Source organism: Streptomyces sp. CB00316 (assembly GCF_001905595.1).
In the GTDB taxonomy this organism is placed as follows: Bacteria; Actinomycetota; Actinomycetes; order Streptomycetales; family Streptomycetaceae; genus Streptomyces.
In genome coordinates this window covers 1-15,743 of the sequence record NZ_LIXI01000016.1, presented here as the reverse complement: position 1 = coordinate 15,743, position 15,743 = coordinate 1, and the positions used below count along the sequence as shown (strand labels likewise).

Annotated in this window: 16 protein-coding genes; 3 read left to right on the top strand and 13 right to left on the bottom strand. The window is 70.8% G+C overall.

Features of this window, described 5'->3' with window-relative positions; translation table 11 throughout:
- Nucleotides 1–17: 17 nt before the first annotated feature.
- From AMK21_RS31940 to AMK21_RS31895, 10 genes are all read right to left on the bottom strand, one after another.
- Nucleotides 18–1,067, bottom strand: a complete 1,050-nt coding sequence (locus tag AMK21_RS31940) for an iron-siderophore ABC transporter substrate-binding protein (protein WP_073882648.1) — start codon at nucleotides 1,065–1,067, stop codon at nucleotides 18–20.
- A 516-nt stretch (nucleotides 1,068–1,583) separates the two neighbouring features.
- Nucleotides 1,584–2,288 carry a GntR family transcriptional regulator gene (locus AMK21_RS31935; protein WP_073882647.1) on the bottom strand — a complete coding sequence of 235 codons (705 nt, stop codon included), beginning with the start codon at nucleotides 2,286–2,288 and terminating at the stop codon, nucleotides 1,584–1,586.
- Nucleotides 2,289–2,386: 98 nt separating this feature from the next.
- Nucleotides 2,387–3,388 carry a proline racemase family protein gene (locus AMK21_RS31930; protein WP_073882646.1) on the bottom strand — a complete coding sequence of 334 codons (1,002 nt, stop codon included), beginning with the start codon at nucleotides 3,386–3,388 and terminating at the stop codon, nucleotides 2,387–2,389.
- A gap of 51 nt (nucleotides 3,389–3,439) precedes the next feature.
- Nucleotides 3,440–4,342: a dihydrodipicolinate synthase family protein gene (locus AMK21_RS31925; protein ID WP_073882645.1), complete on the bottom strand. Its 903-nt coding sequence runs from the start codon at nucleotides 4,340–4,342 to the stop codon at nucleotides 3,440–3,442.
- A gap of 42 nt (nucleotides 4,343–4,384) precedes the next feature.
- Nucleotides 4,385–5,944 carry an NAD(P)/FAD-dependent oxidoreductase gene (locus AMK21_RS31920; protein ID WP_420712535.1) on the bottom strand — a complete coding sequence of 520 codons (1,560 nt, stop codon included), beginning with the start codon at nucleotides 5,942–5,944 and terminating at the stop codon, nucleotides 4,385–4,387.
- Nucleotides 5,925–6,236 carry a (2Fe-2S)-binding protein gene (locus tag AMK21_RS31915; RefSeq protein WP_073882644.1) on the bottom strand — a complete coding sequence of 104 codons (312 nt, stop codon included), beginning with the start codon at nucleotides 6,234–6,236 and terminating at the stop codon, nucleotides 5,925–5,927. The genes AMK21_RS31920 and AMK21_RS31915 overlap by 20 nt, the downstream gene beginning before the upstream one ends.
- A gap of 83 nt (nucleotides 6,237–6,319) precedes the next feature.
- A complete protein-coding gene (locus AMK21_RS31910) occupies nucleotides 6,320–7,483 on the bottom strand; it encodes an NAD(P)/FAD-dependent oxidoreductase (protein ID WP_079181307.1) in 1,164 nt (387 codons plus the stop codon).
- Between the two features lie 117 nt (nucleotides 7,484–7,600).
- A complete protein-coding gene (locus tag AMK21_RS31905; RefSeq protein WP_079181306.1) occupies nucleotides 7,601–9,907 on the bottom strand; it encodes a M9 family metallopeptidase in 2,307 nt (768 codons plus the stop codon).
- Between the two features lie 254 nt (nucleotides 9,908–10,161).
- Nucleotides 10,162–10,371 (bottom strand): DUF397 domain-containing protein, encoded by a 210-nt coding sequence (locus tag AMK21_RS31900; RefSeq protein ID WP_073882641.1) that lies wholly within the window; start codon nucleotides 10,369–10,371, stop codon nucleotides 10,162–10,164.
- Nucleotides 10,353–11,195, bottom strand: coding sequence for a helix-turn-helix domain-containing protein (locus tag AMK21_RS31895; protein ID WP_073882640.1), 843 nt, complete (start codon nucleotides 11,193–11,195; stop codon nucleotides 10,353–10,355). Before AMK21_RS31895 ends, AMK21_RS31900 begins: the two co-directional genes overlap by 19 nt.
- 175 nt (nucleotides 11,196–11,370) lie before the next feature.
- On the opposite strand from AMK21_RS31895, the gene AMK21_RS31890 reads away from it, so the two are divergent.
- The gene (locus AMK21_RS31890; RefSeq protein ID WP_073882639.1) at nucleotides 11,371–11,706 is read left to right on the top strand and encodes a hypothetical protein; all 336 of its coding nucleotides are present in this window, start codon (nucleotides 11,371–11,373) and stop codon (nucleotides 11,704–11,706) included.
- Complete coding sequence (locus AMK21_RS31885) at nucleotides 11,703–11,927, top strand: hypothetical protein (protein ID WP_073882638.1); 225 nt, start codon at nucleotides 11,703–11,705, stop codon at nucleotides 11,925–11,927. The genes AMK21_RS31890 and AMK21_RS31885 overlap by 4 nt, the downstream gene beginning before the upstream one ends.
- 2 nt (nucleotides 11,928–11,929) lie before the next feature.
- On the opposite strand, the gene AMK21_RS31880 is transcribed toward AMK21_RS31885, so the two are convergent.
- Together AMK21_RS31880 and AMK21_RS31875 are read right to left on the bottom strand one after the other, a co-directional pair.
- Entirely contained in the window at nucleotides 11,930–12,973 is a 1,044-nt protein-coding gene (locus AMK21_RS31880; protein ID WP_073882637.1) for a helix-turn-helix transcriptional regulator, read from the bottom strand.
- A gap of 435 nt (nucleotides 12,974–13,408) precedes the next feature.
- Entirely contained in the window at nucleotides 13,409–14,752 is a 1,344-nt protein-coding gene (locus AMK21_RS31875; RefSeq protein ID WP_073882636.1) for a PLP-dependent aminotransferase family protein, read from the bottom strand.
- Between the two features lie 223 nt (nucleotides 14,753–14,975).
- On the opposite strand from AMK21_RS31875, the gene AMK21_RS31870 reads away from it, so the two are divergent.
- Complete coding sequence (locus tag AMK21_RS31870; protein WP_073882635.1) at nucleotides 14,976–15,623, top strand: LysE family translocator; 648 nt, start codon at nucleotides 14,976–14,978, stop codon at nucleotides 15,621–15,623.
- Here AMK21_RS31870 and AMK21_RS36465 read toward each other — a convergent pair.
- Nucleotides 15,545–15,743, bottom strand: a 199-nt coding sequence (locus tag AMK21_RS36465; RefSeq protein ID WP_143194903.1) for a hypothetical protein, incomplete at its 5' end; no start/stop codon positions are given. The genes AMK21_RS31870 and AMK21_RS36465 overlap by 79 nt on opposite strands.

The window sequence follows — 15,743 nt, the reverse complement described above, 5'->3', positions numbered from 1 at the left end:
CGGATACCCGGCCGGGGTTACTTGCCGGCCTTCTTGACGGCCTCGTCGATGATCGGCAGGTAGCGCTCGATCGTCCACGGCACGGTCAGCGGGTTGATGATCGAGGATGCGGTGACGAAGGAGTTGTCGTTGCTCGCGACGACGGCGCCCTTCTTGATCGCGGGGATCGCGCCGTACAGCTTCTGGCCCTCGATCTCCTTGCGGTTCTTCGCGTCCGTGTAGAACGTGAAGACGACGTCGCTGTCCTTCAGCTTCTCGGCGTTCTCCAGGCCGATGAGGGCCGAGTCGGTGCCGGGGGTCTCCTTGAAGCCGTTGACCACGGGGTCGACCTTCAGACCGAGCGAGGAGACCATCTTGACGCGCTGCTCCTCGGGCTTGAAGACGCCGAGGGTGCCGGGGCCGGAGTTGTAGATGTAGGAGAAGGTGACGTCCTTGTAGTTCGGCCGGGTGGCCGCGGCGTCGGAGAGCTGCTTCTCGATCTTCGTCTTGAGGGCGTCGGTGTCCTCCGTCCGGCCGAGCGCCTTGCCGATGATGTCCATCTGCTGGTCCCAGTCGGTGCTCCACGCCTGGTCCGGGTAGGCGACCGTGGGGGCGATGTCCTTGAGGACGTCGTACTGCTTCTGCGTGATGCCCGACCAGGGGGCGAGGATGACGTCCGGCTCCAGCTCGGTGATGGCCTCGAAGTCGATCTCCTCGCCGCCCGCGAACTGCTTGGGCAGCTTGTCGCCGGACTTCTTCACGGCCTCGTTGATCCACGGGAGGTAGCCGGACTTGTCGCTGCCCCACGGGTAGCTCTCGATGCCGACCGGGGTCTGGCCGAGGGCTATCGCGGTCTCGGCGGAACCCTGGCCGAGGGTGACGATGCGCTCGGGCTTCTCGCCGATCTTCGCGGTGCCGAGCGAGCTCTTGATCGAGACGGGGAAGGCGCCGCCGCCCTTCGCCGTGTCCTTCGCCGCGTCCTTGCCGCTGTCACCGTCGGAGGAGCAGCCGACCAGGACGACGGCGAGGGCGACGGCGGTGGCCGAAGCGGCAAGGGTGTGACGACGCACGCGGGTGAAGCCGAGCATGGTGTTCCTCATGGTTGGACGAGCGGGTGAGAGTTAGGCAAGCCTAAGCTAAACGTACAGGGGCTCTCGACGGCCCCCGCCCCCGCCCTCCCGAAAGACGCCGGCGCAGGGGTCGCCCTCCCGCATCAGCCGCCCCTAGCCGACGGCGAGGGTCACCAGATGGTCGACCGTCCCGGCTGATGGGCCAGATCCTCGACGCGGGCTGAGCCGTCGCGCGGCCACGCCCAATCCCCTTGCCGTACGGCTCCGAATCACTGGTGGGAGCCCGTCCGGACTCCTCCAGCGAGGCAGGTGGGACCCATGACCCAGACACGATCACTGCTCACCCCCGACCTTCCGCCCCGCTTCGCGACGCCGGACCTCCCGGGGGCGCGTGTTCCGACCGACCCGCCGGCGCCCCGCCCTTCGGAAGAGACCGTCGGCGCGAGGCACATCGGCGTACTGCGGAAGCCGGTAGCCGGTAGCCGGTAGCCGTTAGCCGTTAGCGGCGGAACGCGGCCGTGGTGACCCTGCGGATCAGGTGCGGTGGAGGGTGAGCGCGCTGCGCTTCGCCGGCTGCGGGCGGCTGGCCCAGAGGGTCCGTACGTGCTCCAGGTGGTGGCGCATCAGGGCCTCCGCAGCCGCGGCGTCCTGGGCGATCATCAGGTCGAGCAGCGTCACATGCTCCTCGGCGGAGTCGACGAGCACCCCGGCCTCGTCGAGCTCGGTGAGACCGTACAGCCGGGACCGCTTGCGGAGGTCGCCGACGACCGAGACGAGGTGGCGGTTCCCGCCGAGGGCGAGCAGGTCGAGATGGAAGCGCCGGTCGGCGTCCAGGTAGCCGATGAGGTCGTGCCCCCGGGCCGCCGCCACGATGGCCTCGGCTCCGGGACGCAGGGCTTCGAGCTGCTCCCGGGTCGCGGTCCGGACCACCTTGCCGACCGTGGGCACCTCGATGAGCGTACGGATCTCCGTGTACTCGTCCAGATCCTGCTCGGTCATCTCCGTCACCCGGAAGCCCTTGTTCCGTACGACCTCGACCAGCCCTTCGTGGGCGAGGTCCAGCATCGCCTCGCGCACCGGTGTGGGCGAGACGCCGAACTCGGCGGCGAGGGCGGGGGCCGAGTAGACGCCGCCGGGCTTGATCTCCCCCGCGATGAGCGCGGCGCGCAGGGCGTGGGCCACCTGATCGCGCAGGTTCTCCGTGGGGGACACGAGCTTGCGCGACTGCAGGGTGACCACGGCGTCCTCCGGGACTTCGGGTTTCTTCGGTGCAATGTCACGTTACCCGAAGGGAGTTCACCTCCGGATGGGGTCGGGCCCGGTCCGGGCGGGGTTCATCACAGCAGGAAGCCGTCCGGGAACGGGTCGCCCGGGTCGTGGTGGAACTGCGCGGTCCCGGTGATCCAGGCACGTCCGGTGATCTTCGGGACGACCGCCGGCTCCCCCGCCACCCGGCACTCCTCCACGAGCCGGCCGGTGAACGACGTACCGAGGAACGACTCATTCACGAAGTCGCGGTGCAGGGGCAGTTCGCCCCGGGTGTGGAGCTGGGCCATGCGCGCGGAGGTGCCGGTGCCGCAGGGGGAACGGTCGAACCAGCCCGGGTGGATGGCCATGGCATGGCGGGAGTGCGCGGCGGTCGAACCGGGGGCCAGGAGCTGGACGTGGTGGCAGCCGGTGATCGACGTGTCCTCGGGGTGTACGGGCGGTTCCGTGGCGTTGATGGCGGCCATCATGTCCAGCCCGGCCCGCAGGATGTCGTCCTTGCGTGCGCGGTCGAAGGGCAGGCCCAGGCGGGCGAGGGGAAGGATCGCGTAGAAGTTGCCGCCGTAGGCGAGGTCGTAGGCGACCGTGCCGTACCCGGGGATCTCGACTTGGCGGTCGAGGGCGGCGGTGAAGGAGGGGATGTTGCGCAGGGTCACGGCGGTGGCCGCGCCGTCCTCCACGCGGACCTCGGCGACGACGAGCCCGGCGGGGGTGTCCAGCCGGACCGTGGTCACGGGTTCGGTGACGGTCACCATGCCGGTCTCCACGAGGACCGTGGCGACGCCGATGGTGCCGTGGCCGCACATCGGCAGCAGCCCGGACACCTCGATGAACAGCACCCCCCAGTCGGCGTCGGGTCTGGTGGGCGGCTGGAGGATCGCCCCGCTCATCGCGGCGTGGCCGCGCGGCTCGTACATCAGCCAGGTGCGGAGGTGGTCGAGGTGCTCCTGGAAGTAGGTGCGCCTCTCGCCCATGGTGGCCCCGGGTACGGTTCCGATGCCTCCGGTGACGACGCGGGTCGGCATGCCCTCGGTGTGGGATTCCACGGTGTGGATGGTGCGGCGGCTGCGCACGGTGCTGCTCCTTGAGTGGCGGGGCTCTCCGGGTCGGCGGACACTTCTGCCTCAGTCGAGGCCTTCGGCGAGGAGCTTCTCGGTCAACGCCCTCACGGTGGCCTCGTCCTGAGGGGAGAGAGGGGTACGGGGAGGTCGACAGGGTCCGCCGCTCCCCTCGGCGACCACGTCCTGGGACGCCTTGATCGCCTGGACGAACTCGGTCCTGGAGTCCCAGCGCAGCAGCGGGTGCAGCTTCCGGTACAGGGGTACGGCGGTGTCCAGGTCACCGGCGACCGCCGCGCGGTAGAGGGCGGTGCAGGAGCCGGGGAGCGCGTTGGGGAATCCGGCGATCCAGCCGACGGCCCCCGCCACGGCAAGCTCCAGCAGGACGTCGTCGGCACCGATCAGCAGGTCGAGCCCGGGGGCGCGCTCGGCGATCTCCCAGGCGCGGCGCACATCGCCGGTGAACTCCTTCACGGCGACGATGTCCCCGGCCTCGTGGAGCTGTGCCAGCAGGGCGGGGGTGAGGTCGACCCGGGTGTCGTACGGGTTGTTGTAGGCCACCACGGGCAGCTGGGCACGGGCGACCTCGGCGTAGTGGGCACGTACGGCGGCCTCGTCGGCCCGGTAGACGTTGGGCGGCAGCAGCAGTACGGAACCGGCCCCCGCCCGCGCCGCCTCCTCGGCCCAGCGCCGGGCCTCCGCGCTGCCGTAGGCGGAGACGCCCGGCATCACCCGGGCCCCGTCACCCGCCGCTTCGACGGCGGTCTCGACCACCCGGCGGCGCTCCTCGTCGGTGAGGGTCTGGTACTCGCCGAGGGACCCGTTGGGTACGACACCGTCGCAGCCGGCGTCGATGAGCGAGCGGACGTGGTCGGCGAAGGCGTCGTGGTCGACGGAGAGGTCTTCGCGGAAGGGCAGCGTGGTGGCGACCATGACGCCGTGCCAGGGGTGGATGCGGGTGCGGGGCATGGACAACTCCTTTGTTCAAAACCTGTTCTCGTGGTGGTGATGTCAGAGGGCTGAGGCTTGCGGGGTGGTCGAGGGACCTGCGTCGGCGGCCGGGCCGGAGTCCGCGAGGTCCTGGAGGGAGACGGGGCAGGAGAGGGGCCGGCGGGCAGGGACGAGCGGGGCGGAGCCGTCGCCCCCGGCCGCGAGGCACGTGACCGCCGTCTCGCACAGGCGGCCCTGGCACCAGCCCATGCCGGCCCGGGTGAGGAGTTTGGCGCTCCGCGCGTCCCGGGCGCCCAACTCGTGTGCTTGGCGCAGGTCGTGGGCGGTGACCTCCTCGCAGCGGCACACTTCGGTTCCCTCCGTGACCCACTGCGTCCAGTGGGCGCCCGGGCGGTGGGCCGTCGCCATGAGGTCGGCGAAGCGGCGTCGGCGGACGGTGGCGGCTCGCGCTCGGGGGGCGCGCTCGCTTCCGCGGAACGAGGCCGCCACACTCCGGCCTGCCGACCGGCCCTCCAGCAGGGCGAGTTCGACGCCCCCGACGCCGGTCGGTTCCCCGGCTGCCCACAACCCGGCCATGTCAGTGCGCTGTTGTTCGTCGACCTCGACGGCAGGTGTCCCGTCCGGTGCGGTGCGCAGGGAGCAGCCGAGGGAGACGGCGAGTTCGAGCTGGGGGACGAGGCCGTGGCCGACGGCGAGCGCGTCGCAGGCGATGCGCACCTCGGTCCCGGCCACCGGCCGCCAGTCCCGGTCGAGGGTGGCGAGGGTGACCGCCTCGACCCGGTCCGTACCGTGCGCCCGGACGACCGCACTGCGGGTGCGCAGCCTGATCCGGTACCGCAGGAGCCGAGCCGCGAGGCGGACCCCCTCCACCGCCTTCGCCGGGTTGCGGGCGAGCACGCCGGGGCGGGAGGCGTAGCCGGTGTACGAGGCGGCCTCGGCCAGGGCCGGGATGCCGGCGCCCGCCTCCGCGAGGGAGACGGCGACGGCGGGCAGGAGCGGTCCGCTGCCGGCCACGACGATACGCCGGCCGGGGAGGGCGCCGGAGTCCTTGAGGATCGCCTGGGCCCCGCCGGCGGCGACCACGCCGGGCAGGGTCCACCCGGGGAAGGGGAGTTGGCGCTCGTAGGCACCGGTCGCCAGGAGGAGGTAGCGGGCCGTCGTGACCCGCACGGCGTCTGCGGGTGGGTGGTCGGCCGGGGCGCCGTCGACCGGTACGTGGCGGAGCGTCCAGCGCTCGGAGCCCGCCGCCGGGCCGCCGCCCCGTTCGGCCGTCCAGACGTGGTGCCGCGGGAGATGGGTGATCCTGCCTGCCCGTATGTGTGCCGCCAGGCGGGCGGACCACGCGGTGAAGGCGGCCCGCTTGTGGTGGACGGGGGTCCTCCTGGGGGCGAGCCCGGGGGCTGCATGGCGGAAGAACTGGCCGCCCGGGCGTTCCGCTGCGTCGATCAGCACGACGCGCAGGCCGCCGTCGGCCGCGGTGACGGCGGCGGCCAGGCCTGCGGGCCCGGCGCCGATGACCGCCAGGTCGTAGGGGCCGGGTGTCGGGAAGGGGCCTCTCGCCGCAGGGCCGGGGGCCGGGCGCCCGTTCCGCCTCGTGCCGTCAGATGGTGAGCTCGTCACGCCCGTGCCCTTCCTGCGAGGTGACCACATCGCCCTCCGACACCCGCACGAGGCAGGCGCGTCGGCCTGGTGTGCCGTTGACGGTGACCAGGCAGTCGAAGCAGACGCCCATACCGCAGAAGGCCCCTCGCGGCCGTCCGCCGCCGCGCGTGGTGCGCCAGGCGAGGACACCGTGGTCCCAGAGGGCGCCCGCGATGCTCTGTCCCCGGCGGGCGGCGAGGGTGCGGCCGTCGAAGGCGAAGCGGACGGGCGGCCTGGCTTCGGCGGGCGGCGGTTCGGCTCGGTGGCGCATGGACTGCCTTCCCCTCTCCCGGACACGAAGTGATGCCCGGACACGAACTGGCGCAGGGAGACCCGCGCATGGACGGGTGTACGTCAACTGCCGAGCCCCGGCCGCGCATCGGCGGCGTCCGCCAGCCGCCCCGGGTCGAACGGGCCGACGTCGGTCTCCGTTCTCGCGCCGGTAAGTTGCCGGGCGATGGCCAGCCCGGTCGCCGGGGCGAGGCCGATCCCGGCGCCCTCGTGACCGCAGGCGTGGTACAGGCCGGGTACGGACGGGTCGGGGCCGATGGCGGGCAGATGGTCGGGCAGGTACGGGCGGAAGCCGCAGTAGACGCGGAGGACGCGCACCTGGGAGAGCACCGGGAAGAGGCCGGTCGCCGCTGCGGCCAGCCTGCGCACGGCCTCGGCGGAGATGCGACGGTCGAACCCCACCCGTTCCCGGCTCGCACCGATGAGGACGGGCCCGGCGGGCGTGCCCTCCACGACGGGCGAGGTCTGCAACTCCGCTTCCCCGCTCGCCACGTCGGCGACGTACCCCGCCGCGTACACCTTGTGGCGGATCAGTGGGGGCAGGGGTTCGGTGACGAGGACGAAGCCCCGTCGCGGCTGGACGGGGAGACAGGAGCCCGCCAGCTCCGCGATCCGGTCCGCCCAGGTACCCGCCGCGTTCACGACCGCTCCCGTCAGCAAGCAGCGGCGCGCGGTCCGCACCCCGCTCACCCGGCCCTCCGGGGTGGTCGTGACGGCTGTGACCTCCTCCCCCAGGAAGAGCCGCGCACCCGCCCGCCCGGCGGCCTCCAGGAGGCGGGCGGCGGCCCGGGCGGGCTGCACCTGGGCGTCCTGCGGGTAGTGGAACCCTCCGGCGAGGCCGGGCGCGAGGTGGGGCTCCCGGTCGCGGAGACCAGCGGGGTCCACCTCTTCCACGGCGACCCCGGACCGAGCCTGTGCCGCAGCGAACTCCCTTAACCGCGCAAGCTGTTCACTGTCCTCGGCGACGACGAGGCCGCCCTTTACCTCGAACTCGATGTCGACGGGCAGGACGTCCGCGAGCGCGCTCCAGAGCCGGAGTGAGGTCCGTGCCAACTCCAGCTCGGGACCAGGCTCCTTGTCCGAGACGAGGAGGTTGCCCTCACCCGAGCCGCTCGTGCCGCCCGCGACCGGTCCCCGGTCGACGACGGCCACGGACAGACCGGCGTCAGCGGCGTAGTAGGCGCACGCGGCGCCCACGACTCCGGCGCCGATCACGACGAGATCCACGGACTCTCCCTTGAGCACGGCAGTAACATGTCACATGACGCAGTGTCTGCCAAGACCCGCTCCCACCGGGGCGGGAGCGGGTCGCCGGCACCGGAAGTCCCGGGGCGAAGCCCTGGGTCAGTACTCCGCGGAGACCACGAGCCCCGAGACCGCCTGTTCAGCGGCGATGGAGACGTAGTTCCACCCCGGGGTGGGGTTGTTCACGGTCACCGTCTCGGAGTTTCCGGGCTTGGCGGACCGGTGGGTGTAGTCGGTCTTCGACGGCCAGGAACCGGCCCGGTGGTACAGGTCGGCGTCGCCCGTTCCACCGTGGGTGCTGAGGCGCAACTTCGTTGTCCCGGCGGGCACATAGAGGGTGAGGTAGGCGTAGTCACCGGCCCGGGCCGAGACGCCGGACCGTGCGCAGTTGCGGTCGAGCCGGGTCGGCTCGGGGAGGGTGCACTCGGGCAGGTCCGGCGGATCGGTCGGGTCGGGCGGGTTCGTGGCCTCACCGCAGTCGCCCGCGGCGCAGGCGGTGAGCCAGGCGTTCCAGCCGGCGTCGTAACGTGTGCCGATGGTGGTCTTGAGGTACGTACGGGCGGCGTCCCAGTTCCCGGCCCGGTAGTGGCGGAGGACGGTGTCCAGGTCCGGGCGGTGGGACTGGAGCATGTAGCGGACCGCGAGGTAGCCCCAGCGGTAGATCCGGGTGCTGTCGCTGTTGTCGTAGGTGGTGTCGAACAGGGTGCTCAGGGGGTAAGTCCGCTTGCCCGCTTCGCTGATGGCCGATTCGTAGGTGAGTCGGCGATAGGAGTAGGAGACGTACTCCGCGAATCCCTCGACCCACCAGACGGTCGGGGTGGTCATGCCGTCGGCGAAGTCACCGGCCATGGTGAAGCGGCCGTCGAGATAGTGGGTGTACTCGTGGTTGAGGTTCCAGATCCGGAAGTCCGGCCTCAGCCACTCGGCCTCGTAGGCGATGAAGCGCGGCTGGTTGCCGACGGCGGACGGGTCGCCCTCCAGGTACATACCGCCGTTGTCGGTGTCGATGCCGAACATGGCACCCGCGTACGTGCCGTAGTCGTCACTGGAGTCGTAGACGACCACTTCGAGCCGGGTGTTGAGGTCACCGGCCACCGGCCCGTCGTCACGGGCGATGCCGTGGAAGAAGGCGTCCTGGCCGGCCAGGCTCGCGCAGGTGGAGGCGAGTTGGGCGGCGGACATTGCCTGGGCGCGGATGCGCAGGCTGCCGCCGCAGTCGTGCCGGACCGGCAGAGCGGCCCTGTCGAGGCGGTCGGGGAGGTCGCAGATCGCGAAGTAGGCGCAGTTGCCCGCGTCGTAGTGGACGGCCGACTCGGCCAGACCCACCCACAGGGGTGCGGTCACCCCGGTGATGGAGGTCCGGTCGAGAAGCCCCTTCACTTGCGGGCGCACGCCGGCGCGCAGCGTCTCGTACGACAGGAACCGGGCGAGTTCGCGGCCGGCGTTGGTGACGAGGAACGCGTGGTCGGTACCGAGCAGGGCGAGGTTGCGGGAGGCGAAGGCGTGGACGGTGTCGGCGGTGGACCGGTCCGCCGTGACGGCCGCGACGAACGCCGGGAGTTGGTGCCCCCGGAAGAGCACGGTGAAGGTGTTGTTGACGGCGGCCCGCATGTTCCACAGCGCGTTGTACGAGGCGTCGTAGCCGGCGAGCAGGCGGTTGACGACGATTAGGTAGCGGGCGTTCTCCTGGGAGCTGTCGATGAGGATGACCGCTTCGGAGAGCGTCTCGCCGTTGGCGTCGGTGACGTCACGGGAGCGCGGGGAGGCGAAGAAGGCGTCGAGCCCGGACCGTATCGCGGCGGTGAGCGCCGGTCCGTACGGGCCGACGACCGGCTCGTTGTACCACTGCACGTAGTACCCGGCCCGCAGGTAGAGCACCAACTGGGGCACTCCGGTGGACGCGTTGCCGGGGTAGGTGGTCGAAGCGTCGCGCAGCGCGGACGCCACCGTCACCATCTGCGCCTCCCGGAAGGCGAGGCGCGCGTTCTCCCCGGTGAGGCCGAACAGCGTGTTGACGCACGCCGTCGCGGACGCCTTGATCTGCTGGACGAGGGCGCTGCCGGTACGCGAGGTGAAGTCCGCCGGATCACAGGCGGCGGCAGCGGCGGCGGCGCCTTCGGCGGGCTCGTCGTAGTCCCGCTTCCGTGCGGCGTCGGACGCCGGGGCCGGCCCCCGCCCGTCGACGGGCAGCGCCGAGGCACGTACGTGGTCGGGCTCGGGGGCGCCGTCCGGCAGGAGGGACGCGGCAGGCGGGGTCTGCGCACCATCGGCACCCGCCGGGGCCGTGGCGGCCACCGGGACCTGCGGGGACTGCGGGGCGGACGCGAAGGACGGGGCGGTGAACGAGGTCGTACCCAGGCACATGCAGAGCGCCAACGCGGCTAAGGTCGCGGCGCGTCGGCGCATCGATGCTGGTCTCACCAGCTGCCTCCTCTTAAGGCTCACCCGGGGCGGGTGTGGGGGATGAGGGTGGGTGGGGATGGCGGAGCGAGACCCTGCGCATCCACGGGATTGACATGGACACACAGAGTGTTGTGCGACAGTACAATTTCACACAGCACTAGATTTGAGAAGGCACCCGCCGTACCTTTCGGCGGGCGGGTACGACGACGGTCCCCGCTGAACGTGTCAGCGGGGACCGTCGTCGTACCGGCGTCGGATCAGGCGCTCAGGTCGTCGCCCTTCACAGCGGCGAGGAATGACGACCAGTTGGTGGCCGCGAACGTGAGCGCGGGGCCTTGGGGGTTCTTGCTGTCCCGTACCGGAACAACAGTGGTAAAGCCGCCCGCAACCTCGAGGCACGCACCGCCGTCCTGATTGCTGTAGCTGCTCTTGCGCCAGGTCGCGGCGGTCAGGTCGATGGATCCCACGGCAGCTCCTCCAACACGCCTAGAACGAAATTTCGCGACTCAGCCGGGGAAAGCGCCAGGTCACGTGTCGCATCGTACACACGCTGCACACGCTCGACCGCGGCGTTCTCCTCGATGAGGTCACCCCCGTATCCGTTTTCCGTGTAGGCCACGGTACGAGCATCCGGCAGCCGAAGGAACCAGACGTCTGTGCTCGACAGGCCGTGCAACCCGGCTTCCTGCGGCAGGACTTGAAGCGTCAGGTTCGGCCGCTCGGACATCTCCACCAGGTGCTCCAGCTGCTGCCGCCACTCCCCCGCATCGCGCAGAGCCGTCCGCAGGGTCGCCTCCGACAGGATCGTCCGGAACGGCGGAGCCCCCTCCCCCGCCAGCAGGCTCCGCCGCCCCATCCGCGCTTCAACCTGCTGATCCAGCGCTTCGCCCTTGAGCCCACCGGCCGCCAGCAACTCCCGCGCATACGCGGGCGTCTGCAACAGCCCCGGCAGCACGCTCACCGCGAAGTGCCACAGGCTCACCGCCTCGGCCTCCAGCGCCATGTACCGCCGATACCGCTCCTTGAACTGCGTCTTGTCGCTGACGGCCAGTTCCCAGAGCGCCAGCAGCAGCCCCGGCGTCCCGTAATGGACGTCCAGCGCCTGGACCACCTCCGGGCCGCCGACCGTCTCACCCTTCTCCATCTTGCCGAACAGCGACCAGTCCCAGCCCAGTCGGTCACCCAACTGCCGCAGGCTGTGGCCGCGCGCCGTGCGCAGGAGCCGTAGCTCCTCCGCGAAGCGTGCGCGTGGTTCCCTGCTGCGGCCCGTGACCGCTCGCCTCGTCGGCATCGCGTCCTCCGTGGAACGTGTGGAACGTGGTTCTCCCGGCCGGGAAGCTGCGCCCGGCTTCGCCGGGACCGCGCTTCCGGCCAGGCCATTCTCGTGATGAGCCCCTCACGCACGGTAGTTCAGACCGGGTGGCCGGGGCGCCGGTTCCGTGCGACATCAGCCGAAGGAGGACGCCATGTCGTCCAAGCCGCCCCTCCCCCGCCGTACACCGCAGAGCGCCCCGTTCAACTCCGGGGCCGCCAAGGTGAAGGAGGCGATGGAGGCGCGGGACGCGCTGGCCACCGCCCTCACCCGGGCCGGTATCCAGCTCCCCGCCATGGATGTCCGTACGCCGTGGGCCGACACCGTTCGCGAGGACGGCGAGGACGACCCGGCCGCCGCGCCGGGTGACAAGGACGCCGCATCGGAGCATTCGGCGGAGATCCGGTACGCCCTCGTGCACCTCGGGGTCTGCTCCGCCCCCGTGGCCCACGCGTTGGCGACCGCCATCACGAACGGGCTGGCCAGGTGACGGAGGGCGGCGGCCCGGGTGTGGGGGCGGCCGTCCACGACGCCGGGTGCGACCGGGTGGGGGTGGTGCTCGGCAGGCGGGGCACCCTCCTCCGGCTCGGCCCGCTCGGGGGCGGGCGCCCCTGGGAGGCGGACCCCGAGAACGTACAGCCCCTCAGCCGTGCCGAACAGCTGAGCGCCCAGCTCGCCGTGGTGAACGCCCGCAGCCGGCACCCGCGCTGACGTCAGCCGCAGGATTCCCAGGTGGCCGGCCGGCGTTGACGGGCCGGGGAGCCGGGGGCCTCCCCGGGGAGGGCGCCGCCCTGTTCGAGCAGCCGCCGCTGGGAGAGCAGGTAGCCCAGCTCCGCCCTGCTGCGGCTGCCCAGCGCTTCGGAGACCTTGCGGATGTGGGTGGACACGGTGCGGGCGCTCATGCCCAGCCGGGACGCGATGGATTCGTCCGTGTGGCCGGTCACGACCATGCGGAGCACGGTCCTGCGGACGGAGCTGGTGAGCAGGTCGGGGCGGTGCCGTTCGACGGAGATGGCGACGGGCTCCGCGCGCTCCCACGCGTGATCGAACATCTTGGCCAGGAATTCGACCACCCCAGGGTGGCGGAGGGCCAGCGCGGTGCTCTTGCGCTCCGTGGTTCCCGGGATGAAGGCGATGGCGCGGTCGCAGATGATGACGCGCTCGAAGATCTCATCCACGGTACGGACCCGGGCACCCTCGGCGAGGACCTGTTCGATGTAGGCGAGGGTGGGCGCGTGCGACCGGACGCTGTGCTGGTAGAGGGTGCGCTGCCGTACGCCTTTCCGCAGCAGCGCGAGATCGCGGGGTAGGGCCTCGGCGAGCAGCGCGGGCGGGCGGCCGCCGCCGGGCTGCGCGGTCAGCAACTCCTCCTTGCAGGACCCGACGGCCTTCCGCAGCGCCTCACCGATCACCTCTTCGCCGTTCAGGGACTCGATGGGCGGCTCGGCCCGGCGCTGGGCCTTTCGGTAGACGGCCTCCGCCGCGAGAAAGGATGAATGCAGGACTTCCAGGGATTTCCGGCGTTCCTCTATGTCGCGCTCGACATGGCGCGCGAGCAGCGATTCGGCGATTCCCGGGGGCACGGGCACGTACACGTCCCGTCGACCGGGCAACGGCCTGAGCAGACCGGAGCGCACGAGGGACTCGGGCACATCACCGGATATCGTCCCCGCCTCCAGCGCCTCGCGGTAGCGCCGCAGCACCTCCTCGCTCAGGCGTACCTCGCTAAGTGACGTTTTGTCAGGTTCTGACGCCATTTGCGCATCCTTCGTGTTGCCGCAATTCGTGGTCGGGACGACAGGCAGGCTCGCACCGCCGCCTGAATATGCATAAGGATGGCTGTGACGCAAACAATGCGCCCGAAAAAAGAGCGACAGAGATACCACCACCCGGGTTGTCCACAGGAACACACCCGGGAAATTTCACAAACGGGAAACACCCTCCGTGAAACATGGAAACAATCACATCGATAAGGTGATGGTATGTATCGGACCGTCAGCGCTGCGCATACTTGCTTCCCAGAACGCACCCGTCACGTAAAACGGGCACGTAAAGACTCGGCCTGGGGCTGATGCACGAAAAGCACAAACAACGTCATTCCCTATTCGGCCGATTTCTCCTCAAAATTGACGGGGAATCGTCTCACATTTCGAGACAGCCCACCTTCGCCCTGCCTCCGTCCGCCCTGCTCCTCAGTCCTGGGCGAGGTCATCCGGGGCCGACCTGGCCAGATCGGCCAGGGTCGCGAGGGCCCGGGAGAGGGTCTCCTCGGCGGGCGAGGCGAGGCCGAGCCGGATGGCGTGCGAGCCACGGTGGCGGCCTACGGAGAACGCGGCGGCCGGGGTGACCGCGATGCCGTGCCGCGCCGCGGCGGCCACGAAGGTGTCGGCACGCCATGGACGCGGCAGCTCCCACCAGCGGTAGTACGACCCCGGCGCGCTCCGGGTCACGAAGTCCCGGAGGTGGCGCTGCGCGATCTCCTGCCGCTCCACGGCCTGCCGCTGCTTGGCCCGTACGAGCGTTTCCACGACGCCGTCCGCCTGCCACTGGGCCATCGCCTCCAACGGGAAACCCATGGGCGTCCAGCCCCCCGAGCGCAGAGCGGCCGCCACCCCGCCCGACACGGCGGCGGGGGCCACCGCGAACCCCAGGGAGAGCCCCGGGGACAGCCGCTTGGACAGGCTGTCGACGAGGACCGTCCGCTCGGGCGCACGCGACGCCAGAGGCGGCAGATCGTCCCGGAGGAAGGCCCAGACGGCGTCCTCGATCGCATGGATCCCGCACGTCAGCAGCACATCGGCCAAACGGTCCAGCCTGTCCGCGGGCATGGTCAGCGACAGCGGATTGTGCAGAACGGGCTGTACGTAGACGGCGTGCAGCGGCCCTGCCCGGTGCGCCTCCTCCACCGCCTCCGGAATCAGCCCGGCCTCGTCCATGGCGAGCGGCACGAGGGTGACGCCGAGCCGGGTGGCGATCGCCTTGAGCACCGGGTACGTCAGCTCCTCGACGCCCAGCCGCGCGCCCGGCCGGGTCACCGCCGCGACAACCGCCGAGATCCCCTGCCGGCCGCTCCCGGCGAACAGGATCCGCGCCGGATCGGGGCGCCAGCCGCCCCGCGCGAGCAGGTCCGCCGCGGCGTCGCGGGTGTCGCGGGTACCGGCCGCGCCGACCGGGCGCAGTACCGGCTCCAGTCGGCCCGGGCTCAGCAGCTTCCCCAGGCCGGCGGCGAGCAGCTCGGCCTGCTCGGGCACCACCGGGTAGTTCAGCTCCAAGTCGACCCGGCTGTCGGCGGGTTCGGACAGCGCGGGCGCCGGGGCCGCCGCGCCTGAAGCGTCGCGCACGAAAGTTCCGCGGCCCACATGGCCCTCGGTGAAACCCCGGCGTGCGAGCTCCTGATAGACGCGGGTGGCCGTGGAATTGGCGATGCCGTACTGCCGGGCGAATTCCCTTTGGGTGGGGAGCCGTTCACCCCTCCTGAGCCGTCCCGCTCTGATCTCCGCGGCCACCGCGTCGGCGACGCTCCGGTAGTCCTTCACGGACCTCACCTTCCGCACTCATCGGTCATCGCTCATCGAGGCTCTCAGTGGCATCGAAGCACAGTATTGCACCGAGTTCAATATTCCGTATTGAACCGAGGAAAGAATTGACCTTACACTCGAATTGCTCCGAGCAACGACTCCGTCAGAAGCCCGGAAATGCACGGAGCAGCAACGGAACCGACCGAAGAACAGACCTCGAACAGAAGGCGGCGCGCAGCAAATGGTTGAGCTGACCGGAGTACTGGGGGTCGCGATGGTCGCCCTGGGGATGGTGCTCACCCCCGGCCCGAACATGATCTATCTCGTCTCCCGGAGCATCACCCAGGGCCGGCGCGCCGGAGTGGTCTCCCTCGGCGGCGTCGCGGTGGGGTTCCTGGTCTACCTGCTGGCGACGAACCTCGGCCTGTCGGTGGTCTTCATAGCGGTGCCCGAGCTGTACATCGCGGTGAAGCTGGCCGGGGCGGCGTACCTCGCCTACCTCGCCTGGACCGCCCTGAAGCCCGGGGGCGTCTCCGTCTTCGCTCCCCAGGAGATGCCCCACGACTCGCCGCGCAAGCTGTTCACGATGGGGCTGATGACGAATCTGCTCAACCCGAAGATCGCCATCATGTACCTCTCCCTCATCCCTCAGTTCATCAACCTGGATGCGGGACATGTGCTGTTCCAGGGGTTCGTGCTCGGCTCCGTCCAGATCGCGGTGGCCCTCACGATCAACCTGAGCATCGTCCTGGCCGCCGGATCCATCGCCATGTTCCTCGCCCGCCGCCCGTCCTGGCTCAAGGTGCAGCGCTACATGATGGGAACGGCCCTCGCCCTGCTGGCCGTCTCGGTCGCGCTGGACACCTCGATGCCCGCCAGTTCGAGCTGATCCCGGAGAATGATCGCGCTGAGCTGTTCGGCGTGTTCCTGGAGTGAGCGGACGCCGACGTCGCCGCGGTTGAGGGCGTCGATGCCCTGGACGGCCGCGGCGAGTGCCTGGACGGTGGTC

Bases quoted from the DNA above. Each gene is read 5' to 3' on its own strand.
- AMK21_RS31905 (WP_079181306.1), bottom strand. From the start codon at position 9,907: ATGCGCCGACGCGCCGCGACCTTAGCCGCGTTGGCGCTCTGCATGTGC.
- AMK21_RS31915 (WP_073882644.1), bottom strand. From the start codon at position 6,236: ATGCGCCACCGAGCCGAACCGCCGCCCGCCGAAGCCAGGCCGCCCGTC.
- AMK21_RS31940 (WP_073882648.1), bottom strand. From the start codon at position 1,067: ATGCTCGGCTTCACCCGCGTGCGTCGTCACACCCTTGCCGCTTCGGCC.
- AMK21_RS31890 (WP_073882639.1), top strand. From the start codon at position 11,371: ATGTCGTCCAAGCCGCCCCTCCCCCGCCGTACACCGCAGAGCGCCCCG.
- AMK21_RS31880 (WP_073882637.1), bottom strand. From the start codon at position 12,973: ATGGCGTCAGAACCTGACAAAACGTCACTTAGCGAGGTACGCCTGAGC.
- AMK21_RS31925 (WP_073882645.1), bottom strand. From the start codon at position 4,342: ATGCCCCGCACCCGCATCCACCCCTGGCACGGCGTCATGGTCGCCACC.
- AMK21_RS31870 (WP_073882635.1), top strand. From the start codon at position 14,976: ATGGTTGAGCTGACCGGAGTACTGGGGGTCGCGATGGTCGCCCTGGGG.
- AMK21_RS31895 (WP_073882640.1), bottom strand. From the start codon at position 11,195: ATGCCGACGAGGCGAGCGGTCACGGGCCGCAGCAGGGAACCACGCGCA.